The 15,853-nt window shown below is 61.4% G+C and carries 15 protein-coding genes; 11 read left to right on the plus strand and 4 right to left on the minus strand.

What is annotated here, in order from left to right; all coding sequences use genetic code 11:
* The 4 genes from D0B32_RS02710 to D0B32_RS02725 all read right to left on the minus strand — a co-directional run.
* Positions 1-771, minus strand: a 771-nt coding sequence (locus tag D0B32_RS02710; RefSeq protein ID WP_310591176.1) for a citrate/2-methylcitrate synthase, incomplete at its 3' end; no start/stop codon positions are given.
* A gap of 25 nt (positions 772-796) precedes the next feature.
* Positions 797-1,699, minus strand: coding sequence for a methylisocitrate lyase (prpB, locus tag D0B32_RS02715; RefSeq protein WP_220444896.1), 903 nt, complete (start codon positions 1,697-1,699; stop codon positions 797-799).
* Positions 1,696-2,730 (minus strand): CoA ester lyase, encoded by a 1,035-nt coding sequence (locus tag D0B32_RS02720; RefSeq protein ID WP_117332132.1) that lies wholly within the window; start codon positions 2,728-2,730, stop codon positions 1,696-1,698. Before D0B32_RS02720 ends, prpB begins: the two co-directional genes overlap by 4 nt.
* A 113-nt stretch (positions 2,731-2,843) precedes the next feature.
* Positions 2,844-3,827: a malate dehydrogenase gene (locus D0B32_RS02725; RefSeq protein WP_117332133.1), complete on the minus strand. Its 984-nt coding sequence runs from the start codon at positions 3,825-3,827 to the stop codon at positions 2,844-2,846.
* Between the two features lie 523 nt (positions 3,828-4,350).
* Between D0B32_RS02725 and D0B32_RS02730 the strand changes: the two genes are divergently transcribed.
* The 11 genes from D0B32_RS02730 (at position 4,351) to asd (ending at position 15,764) form a co-directional block, all read left to right on the plus strand.
* Positions 4,351-5,154 carry a GntR family transcriptional regulator gene (locus D0B32_RS02730; protein WP_117332134.1) on the plus strand — a complete coding sequence of 268 codons (804 nt, stop codon included), beginning with the start codon at positions 4,351-4,353 and terminating at the stop codon, positions 5,152-5,154.
* A 212-nt stretch (positions 5,155-5,366) separates the two neighbouring features.
* A complete protein-coding gene (gene sdhC / locus D0B32_RS02735; RefSeq protein WP_117332135.1) occupies positions 5,367-5,783 on the plus strand; it encodes a succinate dehydrogenase, cytochrome b556 subunit in 417 nt (138 codons plus the stop codon).
* Positions 5,784-5,787: 4 nt separating this feature from the next.
* Complete coding sequence (gene sdhD, locus D0B32_RS02740) at positions 5,788-6,156, plus strand: succinate dehydrogenase, hydrophobic membrane anchor protein (protein ID WP_117332136.1); 369 nt, start codon at positions 5,788-5,790, stop codon at positions 6,154-6,156.
* A gap of 4 nt (positions 6,157-6,160) precedes the next feature.
* Positions 6,161-7,936 carry a succinate dehydrogenase flavoprotein subunit gene (gene sdhA / locus D0B32_RS02745; RefSeq protein WP_117332137.1) on the plus strand — a complete coding sequence of 592 codons (1,776 nt, stop codon included), beginning with the start codon at positions 6,161-6,163 and terminating at the stop codon, positions 7,934-7,936.
* A gap of 24 nt (positions 7,937-7,960) precedes the next feature.
* On the plus strand, positions 7,961-8,665 hold the full coding sequence (locus D0B32_RS02750; RefSeq protein WP_117332138.1) for a succinate dehydrogenase iron-sulfur subunit: 705 nt from the start codon (positions 7,961-7,963) through the stop codon (positions 8,663-8,665).
* 83 nt (positions 8,666-8,748) lie between these two features.
* Complete coding sequence (locus D0B32_RS02755; RefSeq protein ID WP_117332139.1) at positions 8,749-9,018, plus strand: succinate dehydrogenase assembly factor 2; 270 nt, start codon at positions 8,749-8,751, stop codon at positions 9,016-9,018.
* A 72-nt stretch (positions 9,019-9,090) separates the two neighbouring features.
* Positions 9,091-10,392 (plus strand): citrate synthase, encoded by a 1,302-nt coding sequence (gene gltA / locus D0B32_RS02760; protein ID WP_117332140.1) that lies wholly within the window; start codon positions 9,091-9,093, stop codon positions 10,390-10,392.
* Positions 10,393-10,824: 432 nt separating this feature from the next.
* The gene (leuC, locus tag D0B32_RS02765; protein WP_117332141.1) at positions 10,825-12,234 is read left to right on the plus strand and encodes a 3-isopropylmalate dehydratase large subunit; all 1,410 of its coding nucleotides are present in this window, start codon (positions 10,825-10,827) and stop codon (positions 12,232-12,234) included.
* Positions 12,235-12,331: 97 nt separating this feature from the next.
* On the plus strand, positions 12,332-12,982 hold the full coding sequence (leuD, locus tag D0B32_RS02770) for a 3-isopropylmalate dehydratase small subunit (protein WP_117332142.1): 651 nt from the start codon (positions 12,332-12,334) through the stop codon (positions 12,980-12,982).
* A gap of 105 nt (positions 12,983-13,087) precedes the next feature.
* Positions 13,088-14,161: a 3-isopropylmalate dehydrogenase gene (leuB, locus tag D0B32_RS02775; protein WP_117332143.1), complete on the plus strand. Its 1,074-nt coding sequence runs from the start codon at positions 13,088-13,090 to the stop codon at positions 14,159-14,161.
* A 481-nt stretch (positions 14,162-14,642) separates the two neighbouring features.
* On the plus strand, positions 14,643-15,764 hold the full coding sequence (gene asd / locus D0B32_RS02780) for an aspartate-semialdehyde dehydrogenase (RefSeq protein WP_117332144.1): 1,122 nt from the start codon (positions 14,643-14,645) through the stop codon (positions 15,762-15,764).
* Positions 15,765-15,853: the final 89 nt, after the last annotated feature.

Consider the following 15,853-nt stretch of genomic DNA (forward strand, 5'->3'; position numbering starts at 1 on the left):
GGCGTAGCGCGACTGGATCTCGAAGGCCACCTCATTGGCGCCGCCATGTTTCGGACCGCGCAGCGCGCCGATCGCGCCGGTGAGCGCCGAGTACATGTCCGAGCCCGTGCCGGCGATTACGCGGCCGGTGAAGGTCGACGCGTTGAATTCGTGCTCGGCGTACAGGTTCAGCGACGTGTGCATCGCCTCGACCCACGACTTCGACGGCTCGACGCCGTGCAGCAGATGCAGGAAGTGGCCGCCGATCGAATCGTCGTCGGTCTCCACCTCGATGCGCTTGCCGTTGTGCGAGTAGTGGTACCAGTAGAGCAGCATCGAGCCGAGCGAGGCCATCAGCCGGTCGGCGATGTCGCGCGCGCCGGGCAGGTTGTGGTCGTCCTTCTCAGGCAGCACGGTGCCGAGCACGGAGACGCCGGTGCGCATCACGTCCATCGGATGGGCGGCGGCCGGAATCCATTCCAGCGCGGCTTTCACGTTGGCCGGCAGGCCGCGCAGCGCCTTCACCTTGGCCTTGTAGGCGGTCAGCTCGGCCTGGGTGGGCAGCTTCTCGTGTACCAGCAAATAGGCGATTTCCTCGAATTCGCAGCCGCTGGCGATATCGAGAATGTCGTAGCCGCGGTAGTGCAGGTCGTTGCCCGTCTTGCCCACCGTGCACAGTGCGGTGTTGCCCGCGGTCACGCCCGAAAGCGCGACGGATTTTTTCGGCTTGAATGCGCCAGGTGCTGCGCCTTCGGCCGGTGCCGCTGCTGCTGCTTGCGTCTTCTCGCTCATCTCCCGCACTCTCCTGGTTGCCCGCTCATTTCTTCTGGTTGAACAGCGTGTCGAGTTTCTGTTCGTAAGCGTAGTAGCCGATGCTTTCGTACAGTTCCGCGCGCGTTTGCATGGTGTCGACCACTGCCTGCTGCGTGCCGTCGCGGCGAATCGCGCCGTACACGTTCTCCGCGGCCTTGTTCATGGCGCGGAAGGCGGACAGCGGATACAGCACCAGCGAGACATCCGCGCCGCGCAGTTCATCCAACGTAAAGAGGGGCGTGGCGCCGAATTCGGTGATGTTGGCAAGGATCGGCACCTTCACGGCCTGCGCGAACTGCCGGTACATGCCGAGTTCGGTCATCGCCTCGGGGAAGATCATGTCGGCGCCGGCTTCGACACAGGCGGCGGCGCGATCCATCGCGGCTTGCAGACCGTCCACGGCGAGCGCGTCGGTGCGGGCCATGATGACGAAATTCGGATCGGTGCGGGCGTCGACGGCTGCCTTGATGCGATCGACCATCTCGTCCAGCGAGACGATGGCCTTGCCGGGCCGGTGGCCACAACGTTTCGCGCCCACCTGATCTTCGATATGCATCGCACCGGCGCCGGCCTTGATGAGCGACTTGACCGTGCGGGCGATGTTGAACGCCGACGGGCCAAAACCCGTATCCACGTCCACCAGCACGGGCAGATCGCACACGTCCGTGATACGGCGCACGTCGATCAACACGTCGTCCAGCGTGGAAATGCCCAGATCAGGCAAACCGAGCGAGCCGGCAGACACGCCGCCACCGGAAACGTAAATGGCCTTGAAGCCCGCGTGTTTCGCGAGCAGCGCGTGATTGGCGTTGATGGCGCCTACCACCTGCAACGGTTTCTCCGCAGCCACCGCGGCGCGGAAAGCGGCGCCCGGTGTGAGATTCGAGGTGTTCACAGGCGTGCTCATCGTGCGGCCTCCTTCGGCGAACCGGTGCTGTCAGTGACGTTTTCTGTCGTGAAGAGCGGGGCAGCTTCAGCGGGCACCTGGCGCCCGGTGGAGCGGGCGCGGCGCAGCACCGACCAGTAGTAGCGGTAGCTGGCGCGGTCATGCAGCGTGTCGTGGTGACGCGTCGGGCCCCAGTGGGCGGACTGCGCGGCTAGCAGGATTTCGGCGGCCGTGGTGATCTCTTCATCGCGCGGCGCGAAGGCCGCGACGATGACCGGCACCTGCGCCGGATGGATGCTCCACATCCGCGTGTAGCCGAATTCATTGCGCGCGCGGGTGGCGTCGTTGGCCACTACGCTCATGTCGCGCACTTCCGTGCTGACGTTATGCGACGGCACCTTGCCGTACGCATGGCACGCCGCGGAGATTTCGAGCTTGGCGCGCCGCACCAGCGGATGATCGAACTGGCCGGGCGAGCGCATCGCGCTGTCGGGAATGGCGCCGTCGTGCGCAGAGACGAAGTCCATCAGGCCGAAGCTCAACGCTTCGACGCCCGGTAGGGCCGCCAGGTCGAAGGCGCGCGTCAGCGCGCCGTGTGTCTCGACCAGCAGTTGCACAGGGATGGCTTGCGCAATGTTCATTTCACGCCGCGTCGCTTCGATGAACGCGCACATTTCGGCGGCATCGGGCACGCTGCGGATTTTGGGCAGGGTAATGAACGCGGGCGCGCGCTTCGCGGCGCGCAAGATCAACCGCACATCGTCGCGCCAATGCGCGTGATGGAAATCGTGAATCCGTACGCCGACGCGGCCAAAGCGGTCATGCTCGCTGCCTAGCAGCGACGCCACCAGCTCGGCATGCCCGGCTTCACGGCCCACCTGGGCGCCGTCTTCGCAGTCGAGCGTGATGTCGAACACCGGCCCCAGTTCCTGCTGCAAAGCGAGCGATTTCAGCATCAGCTTCTCGCTGCCGGCGTAGTGGTCGCAGGCAGGCAGTACGGTGGGCGGCGCTTCGCCGTCAAACAGCACTTCGGCGGGTGTCAGGGCGCGCATCTTCGGCGTCAGGGGCGTGGATTCTCGTTGAAAAACTGAAAGGACCAACTGGGATGTAAAAAACCGGAACCCGTCGGCGTGCAACGGAGTCCCGGTTTGTCTGCATCAGGCGCTTAGCCGAGCAGGTGTTGCACGCCTTCGCGCTCTTCGAGCAACTCGTTCAGCGTGCCGTCCATCTTCTCGCGCGAGAACGCGTCGATTTCGAGGCCTTCCACACGCTTGTACTCGCCGTTTTCACACGTGACCGGCACGCCGTAGATGATGTCTTCCGGGATGCCATACGAGCCGTCCGACGGAATGCCCATGGTGACCCACTTGCCGTTGGTGCCGAGCACCCAGTCGCGCACGTGGTCGATGGCTGCATTCGCTGCCGAAGCTGCCGACGACAGGCCGCGCGCTTCGATGATCGCTGCGCCGCGCTTGCCGACAGTCGGGATGAACGTGTTGCGGTTCCATTCGTCGTCGTTGATCAGCTTGGTCAGCGACTGGCCGTCAACCGTAGCAACGCGGAAATCCGGGTACATGGTCGGCGAGTGGTTGCCCCACACGGCCAGCTTTTCGATCGAAGCGACCGGCTTGCCCGACTTGGCAGCCAGTTGCGACAGCGCGCGGTTGTGGTCGAGGCGCAGCATGGCGGTGAAGTTCTTCTTCGGCAGATCCGGCGCCGACTTCATGGCGATGTAAGCGTTCGTGTTGGCCGGGTTGCCGACCACCAGCACCTTCACGTCGCGGCTGGCGACTTCGTTCAGCGCCTTGCCTTGCACCGTGAAGATCTCGGCGTTGGCCGACAGCAGGTCCTTACGTTCCATGCCTTTCGAACGCGGGCGCGCACCGACTAGCAGGGCGATGTCAGCGTCCTTGAAGGCGACCTTGGGGTCGTCCGTGATCACGACGCCCGACAGCAGCGGGAACGCGCAATCATCCAGTTCCATCACGACGCCTTTGACTGCGGCTTGCGCTTGCGGCAGATCCAGCAGTTGCAGGACGACGGGCTGGTCCTTGCCAAGCAGATCGCCATTGGCAATGCGGAACAGCAGGGAGTAAGCGATTTGACCTGCGGCGCCGGTGACGGCAACGCGCTTTGCGGGCTTAGCCATTGAGAATTCTCCAGGACGATGCGTTAGACGCTAGGGAAAACGCCATTCTATATGCGCGTTAGGCGAAGCGTTGTGAAACACGGCGCAATTCACCCGTCACGCTGATATGCGGCCCTCAGGGGCGGAAACCGCAGCTGAGGCCGCGCAATGCGTTGCGGCGAAGAGGCCATGCCGGAAACCTGTGCAGCGGAGCGAGGCACGCAAGACACACGCAGCGCCGGCTGCCACTGCATGGTGCCGGCTCCTGCAATGGCGTGTTTCCGAAGCGTCTGACGGGACAAAGACCGGCGAATCGAAAGCGGGACCGCATGAGAGAACAGCATGATGCAGAGTGGCGCCCGGCGGTTGGCGGCGTTCCGGACAGCACCGGAAAAGCCCGCGCGATTGCCCGCAAACCCTTGCTCGCCAAGGAGTGTAGGAGTCGGCAAACACAAAGTCAACACTATCTTATGTCTTATATAAGACATATCTATTGCCGGGAAAGCGCTAGACGGCGGCGGCGCCTTTATGATGAAATGCGCGGATGACTTCGAACCCGGCGAGTACCGTGAATCCGCTCGGCCCTGCGGGACCCGGCGAAGGCGTGCCTGCGGCTGCGCCTGCCGCCACGTCACCCACTTTCAGCCCGTTGTATCAGCAGATCAAAGGGTTGATTACGCAGAGTCTGGAGTCAGGGGAATGGAAGCCTGGTGAAATCATTCCGAGCGAGGTCGAACTCGCCGCGCGTTTCAAGGTAAGCCAGGGCACGGTCCGTAAAGCGATCGACGAACTGGCCGCGGATAACCTGCTGGTCAGGCGTCAGGGCAAGGGTACTTTTGTTGCAACGCACAACGAAGATCGCGCCCAGTTTCGCTTCCTGAGGTTACTGGCCGATGACGGCGCCGAGCATCCCCACGTCAGTCACCTGCTCGAATGCCGGCGGCTGCGCGCCACGGCGGACATCGCAAGGCAACTCGAACTCAAGGCCGCCGACCCGGTGGTACTGATCAAACGTCTGCTGCAGTTCGACGGCGAGACCACCGTGCTCGACGAGATCTGGCTGCCCGGTGTGATGTTTCGCGGCCTCACGCTGGAGCGGCTTTCGGAGTACAAAGGACCGCTCTACGCGATGTTCGAAACCGAGTTCGGCACCCGCATGATCAGGGCTTCCGAGAAGATTCGCGCGGTCGCGGCGGATCCCTCGGTGGCCGACGCGCTGCAGGTGCCGCCAGGATTTCCATTGCTATCGGTGGAGCGCGTGTCCTATACCTATGGAGACCGTCCGGTCGAAGTACGGCGCGGATGGTATGTCACAACCGGGTATTACTATCAGAACGACCTCAGCTGAGCCGAGGTACAGGCGAGCGCGAAGGTTGGCCGGTTCGATGCGCCCAGGTGGGCATTAGCGTTATCTTTGAGGTCCCGCGCCTTGCGCGTGGACCCACCTGAAGACGCCTTTGTCACGCATGCAGCAAGGGGCCCGTGGGGTTTTTCGCTGCAGCGCGATATAAAAAGGCGCTAAAATTGCGGATTAGTGTTACTACATAGTAGGGGTCTAGCATGGCTGAAGCCGTAAAAAAACCGAGGCCGGAATTCCGGAACATCGGTATCGGGCAAATAACGATGGCATATCGCCTACCGCTCGCGGGGCGCGTCTCCATCCTGCATCGCGTCAGCGGGTTGTTGCTGTTTATTTTTCTTCCGTTCCTGCTGTACCTCTTCGATCAAAGCCTTACTTCAGAGCTGAGCTTTGACGTCTTCAAGGGCTTCCTCTCCAACATCATCGTCAAGCTCATCACGCTGGTTCTCGCGTGGGCCTTCCTGTTTCACTTCTGCGCTGGCGTGCGGCACCTGTTCATGGACACGAGCCATAGCCTCACGACCAAAGAGAAGGGCAAGCAAACTTCCATTATCGTGCTGGTCGTCTCGTCCGTTCTGACGATTGCATTCGCGCTCAAACTCTTCGGAGCATTCTAAAAAAATGGCTGCTAACAACCGGATCGGCCCGAAGCGTCTCGTCGTCGGCGCGCACTACGGCCTGCGCGACTGGCTCGCACAACGCATTACCGCCACCATCATGGCGATCTACACGATCATCCTGCTCGTGTGGTTCTTCGGTGCGCATGATTTCTCGTACGACGGCTGGGCGTCGATCTTCGCGACGCAGTGGATGAAGCTCGCCACCTTCGTGACGCTCTTGTCCCTGTTCTACCACGCGTGGGTAGGTGTGCGCGACATCTGGATGGACTACATCAAGCCCGTCGGTGTGCGTCTCCTCCTTCAGGCCCTGACGATCGTCTGGCTGCTGGCGTGTGCCGGCTACGCTGCGCAGATTCTCTGGAGAGTATAAAAGAATGGCTGCAATCAAGAATTCTCTGCCGCGTCGCAAGTTTGACGTGGTTATCGTCGGCGCTGGCGGCTCGGGGATGCGCGCTTCGCTGCAACTCGCGCGTGCGGGTCTGTCGGTGTGCGTGCTGTCCAAGGTGTTCCCCACGCGCTCGCACACGGTCGCGGCGCAAGGCGGCATCGGCGCATCGCTCGGCAACATGAGCGAAGACAACTGGCATTACCACTTCTACGACACGATCAAGGGTTCCGACTGGCTCGGCGACCAGGATGCGATCGAGTTCATGTGCCGCGAAGCACCGAACGCTGTCTACGAACTCGAACACATGGGCATGCCGTTCGACCGTAACGCAGACGGCACCATCTACCAGCGTCCGTTCGGCGGCCACACGGCCAACTACGGCGAGAAGCCGGTGCAACGCGCCTGCGCGGCGGCTGACCGTACCGGTCACGCGCTGCTGCACACGCTGTATCAGCAGAACGTCGCAGCACGCACGCAGTTCTTCGTCGAATGGATGGCGCTGGATCTGATCCGCGACGCCGACGGCGACGTGCTGGGCGTGACCGCGCTGGAAATGGAAACCGGCGACGTCTACATCCTCGAAGGCAAGACCACGCTGTTCGCCACGGGCGGCGCGGGCCGCATCTTCGCGGCGTCCACCAACGCGTTCATCAACACCGGTGACGGCCTGGGTATGGCTGCGCGTTCGGGCATCGCGCTGCAAGACATGGAATTCTGGCAATTCCACCCCACCGGCGTGGCCGGCGCGGGCGTGCTGATTACCGAAGGCGTGCGTGGTGAAGGCGGCATTCTGCGTAATTCGAACGGCGAGCGTTTCATGGAACGCTACGCACCGACGCTGAAGGATCTGGCGCCGCGCGACTTCGTTTCGCGTTCGATGGACCAGGAAATCAAGGAAGGCCGCGGCGTGGGTCCGAACAAGGATCACGTGCTGCTCGACCTGTCGCACATCGGCGCCGAGACGATCATGAAGCGTCTGCCGTCCATCCGCGAAATCGCGCTGAAGTTCGCCAACGTCGATTGCATTAAAGAGCCGATCCCGGTTGTGCCGACCATCCACTATCAGATGGGTGGTATCCCGACGAACATCCACGGCCAGGTCGTGGGCACGTCGCGCGGTCACGAAGAGCCGGTCAACGGTTTCTACGCCGTGGGCGAATGCTCGTGCGTGTCGGTACACGGTGCCAACCGCCTCGGCACGAACTCGCTGCTCGACCTGGTGGTGTTCGGCCGCGCGGCCGGCAACCACATCGTCAAGCACGTGAAGGAAATCAAGGAGCACAAGCCGCTGCCGGCCGATGCCGCTGACTTCGCGCTGGCGCGTCTCGACAAGCTTGACAAGTCCTCGTCCGGCGAATACACGCAGAACGTGGCGAACGACATCCGCGCCACCATGCAGGCGCATGCTGGCGTGTTCCGTACGTCGGAACTGCTGGCCAAGGGCGTGGAACGTATCCGCGAAGTGGCCGAGCGTGTGGACAACATCCACCTGAAGGACAAGTCGAAGGTCTTCAACACGGCACGTGTGGAAGCGCTGGAACTGGCCAACCTGATCGAAGTGGCACGCGCCACGATGGTGTCAGCCGAAGCGCGCAAGGAAAGCCGTGGTGCGCACGCACAGAACGACTTCGAACATCGCGACGACGAAAACTGGCTGCGCCATACGCTGTGGTTCAGCGAAGGCGACCGCCTCGACTACAAGCCGGTTCACATGCAACCGCTGACCGTCGAATCGGTGCCGCCGAAAGCGCGTACCTTCTAAGGCACAAGTCAAAGGAATTCAGAAATGGCCAAGCGTACATTTGAAATCTACCGCTACGATCCGGACAAGGACGCAGCACCGCGTATGCAAACGTATGAGATCGAAATCGACTCGCACGAACGCATGCTGCTCGACGCGCTGCTCAAGCTGAAAGCACTGGATGAAACGCTGTCGTTCCGTCGCTCGTGCCGCGAAGGCGTGTGCGGTTCGGACGCAATGAACATCAATGGCAAGAACGGTCTGGCGTGCCTGACCAACATGAACGACCTGCCGCAGAAGATCGTGCTGCGTCCGCTGCCGGGCCTGCCCGTCGTGCGCGACCTGATCTGCGACTTCACGCAGTTCTTCAACCAGTATCACTCGATCAAGCCGTACCTGATCAACGATACGCCGCCGCCGGAAAAGGAACGTCTGCAATCGCCGGAAGAACGCGAAGAGCTGGACGGCCTGTACGAGTGCATTCTGTGCGCAAGCTGCTCCACGTCGTGCCCGAGCTTCTGGTGGAACCCGGACAAGTTCGTCGGTCCGGCGGGCCTGCTGCAAGCCTACCGCTTCATCGCAGATAGCCGCGATCAGGCCACGGGCGAACGTCTCGACAACCTGGAAGACCCGTACCGTCTGTTCCGTTGCCATACGATCATGAACTGCGTCGACGTGTGCCCGAAGGGCCTCAACCCGACGAAGGCGATCGGCAAGATCAAGGAATTGATGGTTCGTCGTGCTGTGTAATGATCCGGCCCTTTCGTTCATTACCACTTGCCGCCCCCGAGGGGGGCGGTCAGCGCGCCGGGGGCGGCCCGGCGCATACTGACATGGAACAACCGCATCAGTCCGACCCGCTGCGCCGGGCGCGCCTTCGCTGGCGAGCCCGACGTGGCCTGCTGGAAAACGATCTAATATTTGACCGTTTTTTTGGCAAATACGAGCATGACCTCAGCGACGCCGATGTGGGCGCACTTACGCGCCTGCTCGAGCTGAGCGATAACGACCTGATGGACTTGCTGCTCGCGCGCAAGGAACCAGAAGGCGACCTTGCAGATCCGGACGTGATCCGGGTGCTGGACCTGCTGCGCACCGCTTGAGCGAAGCCAGTACGTTGTTCCACGCGTGCAATTATCGAAACCCTGTTTACATACTTCGATTGAGGATGTGCCATGACCCCGTCAGATGTTAAAGCCACGCTATCGTTCAGCGACAACTCGCCGAGCGTTGAAATGCCGATCTACAAGGGCACAATGGGCCCGGACGTGATCGACATTCGCAAACTGTATGGCCAGACCGGCAAGTTCACGTACGACCCGGGCTTTATGTCGACGGCTGCGTGTAACTCGGCCATCACGTATATCGACGGCGACAAGGGCGAACTGCTGTACCGCGGCTATCCGATCGACAACCTCGCGCAAAACGCCGACTTCCTCGAAACCTGCTACCTGCTGCTGAAGGGCGAACTGCCCAATGCGAAGCAGAAGGAAGAGTTCGTCGACACCGTCACGAAGCACACGATGGTGCACGAGCAGATGCACTTCTTCTTCCGCGGTTTCCGTCGCGACGCACACCCGATGGCGATTCTGGTTGCCGCAGTGGGCGCATTGTCGGCCTTCTATCACGACTCGCTGGACATCAATAACCCGCGTCATCGTGAAGTGTCGGCCATTCGCATGATCGCGAAGCTGCCCACGCTGGTGGCGATGGCGTACAAGTACAGCATCGGCCAGCCGTTCGTGTATCCGAAGAACGAGCTGTCGTACAGCGCGAACTTCATGTACATGATGTTCTCGAACCCGTGCGAAGACTACAAGGTCAACGACGTGCTGGTGCGCGCGCTCGACCGTATCCTGATCCTGCACGCTGACCACGAACAAAACGCGTCCACCTCGACGGTGCGTCTGGCCGGTTCGTCGGGCGCCAATCCGTTTGCGTGTATCGCCGCCGGTATCGCCTGCCTGTGGGGCCCGGCACACGGCGGCGCAAACGAAGCCGCGCTGAACATGCTGGAAGAGATTGGCTCGGTGGACAACATCCCCGAGTTCATCAAGCAGGTGAAGGACAAGAACTCGGGCGTGAAGCTGATGGGCTTCGGTCACCGCGTCTACAAGAACTACGATCCGCGCGCCAAGCTGATGCGCGAAACCTGCCACGAAGTGCTGGAAGAACTGGGCCTGCACGACGATCCGCTGTTCAAGCTGGCCATGGCACTGGAAAAGATCGCGCTGGAAGACGAATACTTCGTGTCGCGCAAGCTGTACCCGAACGTCGACTTCTACTCGGGCATCGTGCAGCGCGCGCTGGGCATCCCGACCGCCATGTTCACGTGCATCTTCGCGATGGCACGTACGGTGGGCTGGATTGCGCAGTGGAACGAAATGATTGCGGATCCGGAACAAAAGATTGGCCGTCCGCGTCAGCTGTTCGTCGGCGATACGCCGCGCGAAGCGAAGTCGGTCGAGCAGCGTTAAGCGAGTGTTGAGTCGTCGCGGTTTGAAGCGGCGATAAGCATAGCGCGCGGAACTCAAGAGAAACGCCCCCACGAGGAGACTCGTGGGGGCGTTTCTCGTTGTGCGACGTCACATTGGGCTTCGAACTTGCAGGAGCAGTCCGGCGCGTATTGCTGGCAAAATTTCGCCCACCTGCAGCCGAGGACGCAGGCGCCGGGCGTCAGGTACATGCACGAAACAACGCCCCGCCGTCTGCCGGGCACCTCCGATACAGGTATCGCCACTACCACCCAACTCCCTGTTTTTTATCGGTTTTTTTCCCAATCCGATGAGCCAGTTTGCGGATCAGCGTGGCATAATCAATCGCACACAGCTTGCCCGCACTCCGCAATGCACCCCGCGATGCAGTTCACTGCGCAGTTTGCTGTTCAGCCACTACTACCCCCGCATACCATGGCACAGACTCTCTACGACAAATTGTGGAACACGCACGTGATCCACACGGAAGACGACGGTACGACGATTCTTTACATCGACCGTCACCTGCTGCACGAAGTGACGAGCCCGCAGGCGTTCGAAGGACTGAAGCTGGCGGAGCGTCCGGTGTGGCGCATCAGCGCGAATCTGGCCGTGTCCGACCACAACGTACCCACCACGGATCGCAGCCACGGCATCGCCGATCCGGTTTCCAAACTGCAGGTCGACACGCTCGACACGAATTGCGACGCCTACGGCATCACGCAGTTCAAGATGAACGATCTGCGTCAGGGCATCGTGCACATCATCGGGCCGGAACAAGGTGCCACGCTGCCCGGCATGACGATTGTCTGCGGCGACTCGCACACGTCCACGCACGGTGCGTTTGGCGCGCTGGCGCACGGCATCGGCACGTCGGAAGTGGAGCACGTGCTGGCCACGCAAACGCTCTTGCAGAAGAAGAGCAAGAACATGCTGGTGAAGGTGGAAGGGCAACTGCCGCGTGGCTGCACCGCGAAAGACATCGTGCTCGCCATCATCGGCAAGATCGGCACGGCAGGCGGCACGGGCTACGCCATCGAGTTTGGCGGCTCGACGATCCGCGCGCTCAGCATGGAAGGCCGCATGACGGTCTGCAACATGGCGATCGAAGCGGGCGCACGCGCCGGCATGGTCGCCGTGGACGACACCACGATCGAATACCTGAAGGGCCGGCCGTTCTCGCCGGAAGGCGTCGAGTGGGATCACGCCGTCGAATACTGGAAGCAGTTCAAGTCGGATGACGGCGCGCAGTTCGACCGCGTGGTGGAACTGAACGCCGCGGAAATCGTTCCGCAAGTCACGTGGGGCACGTCGCCGGAGATGGTCACGGCGATCGACGGCCGCGTGCCGGACCCGGAACGCGAGAAAGATCCGGTCAAGCGTGACGCAATGGAACGCGCGCTGAAATACATGGCGCTCGAACCGAACCTGCCTATCGAATCGATCAAGCCGGACAAGATTTTCATTGGTTCGTGCACCAACGCCCGTATTGAAGATCTGCGTGCAGCGGCGTACGTCGTGCGCAAGCTGGGCCGTCGTGTGGCGCCGAACATCCGTCTCGCGATGGTCGTGCCGGGCTCGGGTCTCGTGAAAGCGCAGGCCGAGCGTGAGGGTCTCGACAAGGTGTTTACCGAAGCTGGCTTCGAATGGCGCGAGCCGGGCTGCTCGATGTGTCTCGCCATGAACGCCGACCGGCTCGATCCGGGCGAGCGTTGCGCGTCCACGTCGAATCGTAACTTCGAAGGGCGTCAGGGCGCAGGTGGCCGTACGCACCTGGTGAGCCCGGCTATGGCGGCTGCGGCTGCGATCGAAGGGCACTTCGTCGATATTCGCAAGCTCGGCTAAGCCGCGCTTGGTTCGAGCTTGCGCGGCTTGTTTCCAATCCACCGGCGGCGCGCAGCGCGTCGCAGCCGCCGGTCTCTACTCTGATGAGTGATGGGTCATGGATAAATTCATCGTACATACCGGCGTCGTGGCGCCGTTGGATCGCGAGAACGTCGACACGGACGCGATCATTCCGAAGCAGTTTCTGAAGTCGATCAAGCGCACCGGTTTCGGTCCGAACGCGTTCGACGAATGGCGTTACCTGGATCACGGCGAGCCGGGTCAGGACAATTCGAAGCGTCCGCTCAATCCGGATTTCGTGCTGAACCAGCCGCGTTATCAGGGCGCGTCGATCCTGCTGGCGCGCAAGAATTTCGGCTGCGGCAGTTCGCGTGAGCACGCACCGTGGGCGCTGCAGCAATACGGCTTCCGCGCCATCATCGCGCCGAGTTTCGCGGACATCTTCTACAACAACTGCTTCAAGAACGGCCTGTTGCCGATCGTGTTGACGGAGCAGCAGGTCGATCATCTGTTCAACGAAACCTATGCGTTCAACGGCTTCGAACTGACCATCGACCTCGAAGCGCAAACCGTGCGCGTGGGCGACGGCACCGAGTATTCGTTCGAAGTGGCAGGGTTCCGCAAGTATTGCCTGCTGAACGGCTTCGACGACATTGGCCTCACGCTGCGTCACGCGGACAAGATCCGCCAGTTCGAAGCCGAGCGGCTGACGAAGCAACCCTGGCTTGGCCATCGTATCGTCGGCTGAGCGTGGTTGGCTGGAGCATTGGCTTTGCATGGATCGGGCGCGCTCTGCCATCACGGTAGTGTGGCGGGCGCGCAGGCCTGAATGAAAACAATCGAGGAATTTCGCATGAAGATTGCAGTGTTGCCGGGCGACGGCATCGGTCCGGAAATCGTCAAGGAAGCCGTCAAGGTGTTGAATGTGCTCGGCGAGAAGTTCGAGCTTGAAGAAGCACCCGTGGGCGGCGCAGGTTACGAAGCGAAGGGCCACCCGTTGCCCGATTCCACGCTCGCGCTGGCCAAGGAGGCTGACGCGATCCTGTTTGGCGCCGTGGGCGACTGGAAGTACGACAAGCTCGAACGCGCACTGCGTCCGGAGCAGGCCATTCTGGGTCTGCGCAAGCACCTGCAACTGTTCGCGAACTTCCGTCCGGCAATCTGCTATCCGCAACTGACGGGTGCGTCGTCGCTGAAGGAAGAGATCGTCTCGGGCCTCGATATCCTGATCGTGCGCGAACTGAATGGCGACATTTACTTCGGCTCGCCGCGTGGTCTGCGTGAAGCGCCGGACGGTCCGTTCGCCGGCGCGAAGGAAGGTTTCGACACGATGCGCTATTCGGAGCCGGAAGTGCGCCGCATTGCCCACGTCGCGTTTCAGGCGGCGCAAAAGCGCGGCAAGAAGCTGACCTCGGTCGACAAGGCGAACGTGCTCGAAACGTCGCAGTTCTGGAAGGACATCATGATCGACGTCTCGAAGGAATACGCGGACGTCGAGCTGTCGCACATGTACGTGGACAACGCCGCCATGCAACTGGTGAAGGCGCCCAAGTCGTTCGACGTGATCGTCACTGGCAATATGTTCGGCGACATCCTTTCCGATGAAGCCGCCATGCTGACGGGTTCGATCGGCATGTTGCCTTCGGCTTCGCTCGACAAGAACAACAAGGGTCTGTACGAGCCGTCGCACGGTTCGGCGCCGGATATCGCGGGCAAGGGCGTGGCCAATCCGCTGGCCACGATTCTCTCCGCCGCGATGATGCTGCGTTACTCGTTGAACAAGGCCGAGCAGGCCGATCGCATCGAAACCGCTGTGAAGAAGGTGCTGGAGCAAGGGTATCGCACGGGCGACATCCTGACGCCGGGTTGCAAACAGGTTGGCACTGCGGCGATGGGCGATGCGGTGATTGCCGCACTCAAAGGCTGATGATGCGATGGCGGCGCCGTTCGCGGTGCCGCCTCGCGCTGAGGCGCACTGACGTGCGGTTGATTTGATCCGCTGACGTCAGTTGGCAATGCGTACTGACTGCGGTGAAGTGAGCACCTCGCACAGCTAACAGCAGATCGGACGCAAACAGGCAGGATCGGGCGAATTGGCCGCAATTTGGGCCATTCGCGCGTAGAAGCGGTCAATGTGGCTGCTCAAAGCGGGTTTTCGTGTAGACTGTAGAAATGACGGCGACTCCTCAAATCTCCTTGAGTGCAAACCTCCACGGCAAAACGGCCCGTGCGGGTGAGATCGCCATTTCGATCACGGTGTCCGCAAAAGCGGCCATTAAATCGCTCGTCAAAACGATTACCCCGAAAACGATCACGATTCGCTGATCGTCCGTCGTGCCCGCCCATCTTCCCCGCGCGGTCACTGCGGGCAAAGATGCGGGGAAGCCTCCACTCGAAGGGTAAGTGTCATGAACGTAGGTCTCGTAGGTTGGCGCGGCATGGTCGGCAGCGTCCTGATGCAACGTATGCAGCAGGAAGGCGATTTCGATCTGATCGAACCGGTGTTTTTCAGCACCAGCAACGCGGGCGGCAACGCGCCGTCGTTCGCTAAAAACGAGACCAAGCTCAAAGATGCTTCGAGCATCGACGACCTGAAGAAGTGCGACGCCATCATCTCCTGCCAGGGCGGCGATTACACCAATGAGGTGTTCCCTAAGCTGCGCGCAGCGGGCTGGAACGGTTACTGGATCGACGCGGCTTCGTCGCTGCGCATGAAGGACGACGCGGTCATCATTCTCGATCCGGTCAACCTGGACGTGATCAAGAACGCGCTCGTCAAAGGTCAGAAGAATTTCATCGGCGGCAACTGCACCGTCAGCCTGATGCTGATGGCGCTGGGCGGTCTGTTCCGCGAAAACCTCGTCGACTGGATGACGGCCATGACGTACCAGGCCGCATCGGGCGCGGGCGCGCAAAACATGCGTGAGTTGCTGCAGCAGATGGGCACGTTGTACGGCTCGGCGAAGGAAGATCTGGCGGATCCGTCATCGGCGATTCTGGACATCGACCGCCGCGTGCTGGCCGCCATGAACAGCGACCGCATGCCGACCGACAATTTTGGCGTGCCGCTCGCCGGCTCGCTGATTCCGTGGATCGACAAGGATCTCGGCAACGGCATGTCGAAGGAAGAGTGGAAAGGCGGCGCGGAAACCAACAAGATTCTCGGCAAGCCGGCTATGGGCACGCCGGGTTCGATTCCGGTGGACGGCCTGTGCGTGCGTATCGGCGCCATGCGTTGCCACTCGCAGGCGCTGACCATCAAGCTGAACAAGGACGTGCCGCTCGACGAAATCAACGGCATCCTCGCTTCGGCCAATGACTGGGTGAAAGTGGTGCCGAACGAGCGCGAAGCGTCGATCCGCGATCTGTCGCCGGCGGTCGTCACGGGTACGCTTACGGTGCCGGTGGGACGCCTGCGCAAACTCGCGATGGGCGGCGAATATCTGTCCGCTTTCACGGTCGGCGATCAGTTGTTGTGGGGTGCCGCTGAACCATTGCGTCGGATGCTTCGCATTCTCCTCGACAAGTAAAGTAAACTACGCGCGTAGCATCTGTTTACGACGCGTAAAAACTCAAAAAGCGTCGCGTTTCCGCGGCGCTTTTTTATTGTGTGCTCCGA

This window comes from Paraburkholderia sp. DHOC27 (assembly GCF_003429005.1).
Classification (GTDB): Bacteria; Pseudomonadota; Gammaproteobacteria; order Burkholderiales; family Burkholderiaceae; genus Paraburkholderia.

Bases quoted from the DNA above. Each gene is read 5' to 3' on its own strand.
- prpB (WP_220444896.1), bottom strand. From the start codon at position 1,699: ATGAGCACGCCTGTGAACACCTCGAATCTCACACCGGGCGCCGCTTTC.
- asd (WP_117332144.1), top strand. From the start codon at position 14,643: ATGAACGTAGGTCTCGTAGGTTGGCGCGGCATGGTCGGCAGCGTCCTG.
- sdhD (WP_117332136.1), top strand. From the start codon at position 5,788: ATGGCTGCTAACAACCGGATCGGCCCGAAGCGTCTCGTCGTCGGCGCG.
- D0B32_RS02720 (WP_117332132.1), bottom strand. From the start codon at position 2,730: ATGCGCGCCCTGACACCCGCCGAAGTGCTGTTTGACGGCGAAGCGCCG.
- leuB (WP_117332143.1), top strand. From the start codon at position 13,088: ATGAAGATTGCAGTGTTGCCGGGCGACGGCATCGGTCCGGAAATCGTC.
- leuC (WP_117332141.1), top strand. From the start codon at position 10,825: ATGGCACAGACTCTCTACGACAAATTGTGGAACACGCACGTGATCCAC.
- sdhA (WP_117332137.1), top strand. From the start codon at position 6,161: ATGGCTGCAATCAAGAATTCTCTGCCGCGTCGCAAGTTTGACGTGGTT.
- gltA (WP_117332140.1), top strand. From the start codon at position 9,091: ATGACCCCGTCAGATGTTAAAGCCACGCTATCGTTCAGCGACAACTCG.
- sdhC (WP_117332135.1), top strand. From the start codon at position 5,367: ATGGCTGAAGCCGTAAAAAAACCGAGGCCGGAATTCCGGAACATCGGT.
- leuD (WP_117332142.1), top strand. From the start codon at position 12,332: ATGGATAAATTCATCGTACATACCGGCGTCGTGGCGCCGTTGGATCGC.
- D0B32_RS02725 (WP_117332133.1), bottom strand. From the start codon at position 3,827: ATGGCTAAGCCCGCAAAGCGCGTTGCCGTCACCGGCGCCGCAGGTCAA.
- D0B32_RS02730 (WP_117332134.1), top strand. From the start codon at position 4,351: ATGACTTCGAACCCGGCGAGTACCGTGAATCCGCTCGGCCCTGCGGGA.
- D0B32_RS02750 (WP_117332138.1), top strand. From the start codon at position 7,961: ATGGCCAAGCGTACATTTGAAATCTACCGCTACGATCCGGACAAGGAC.
- D0B32_RS02755 (WP_117332139.1), top strand. From the start codon at position 8,749: ATGGAACAACCGCATCAGTCCGACCCGCTGCGCCGGGCGCGCCTTCGC.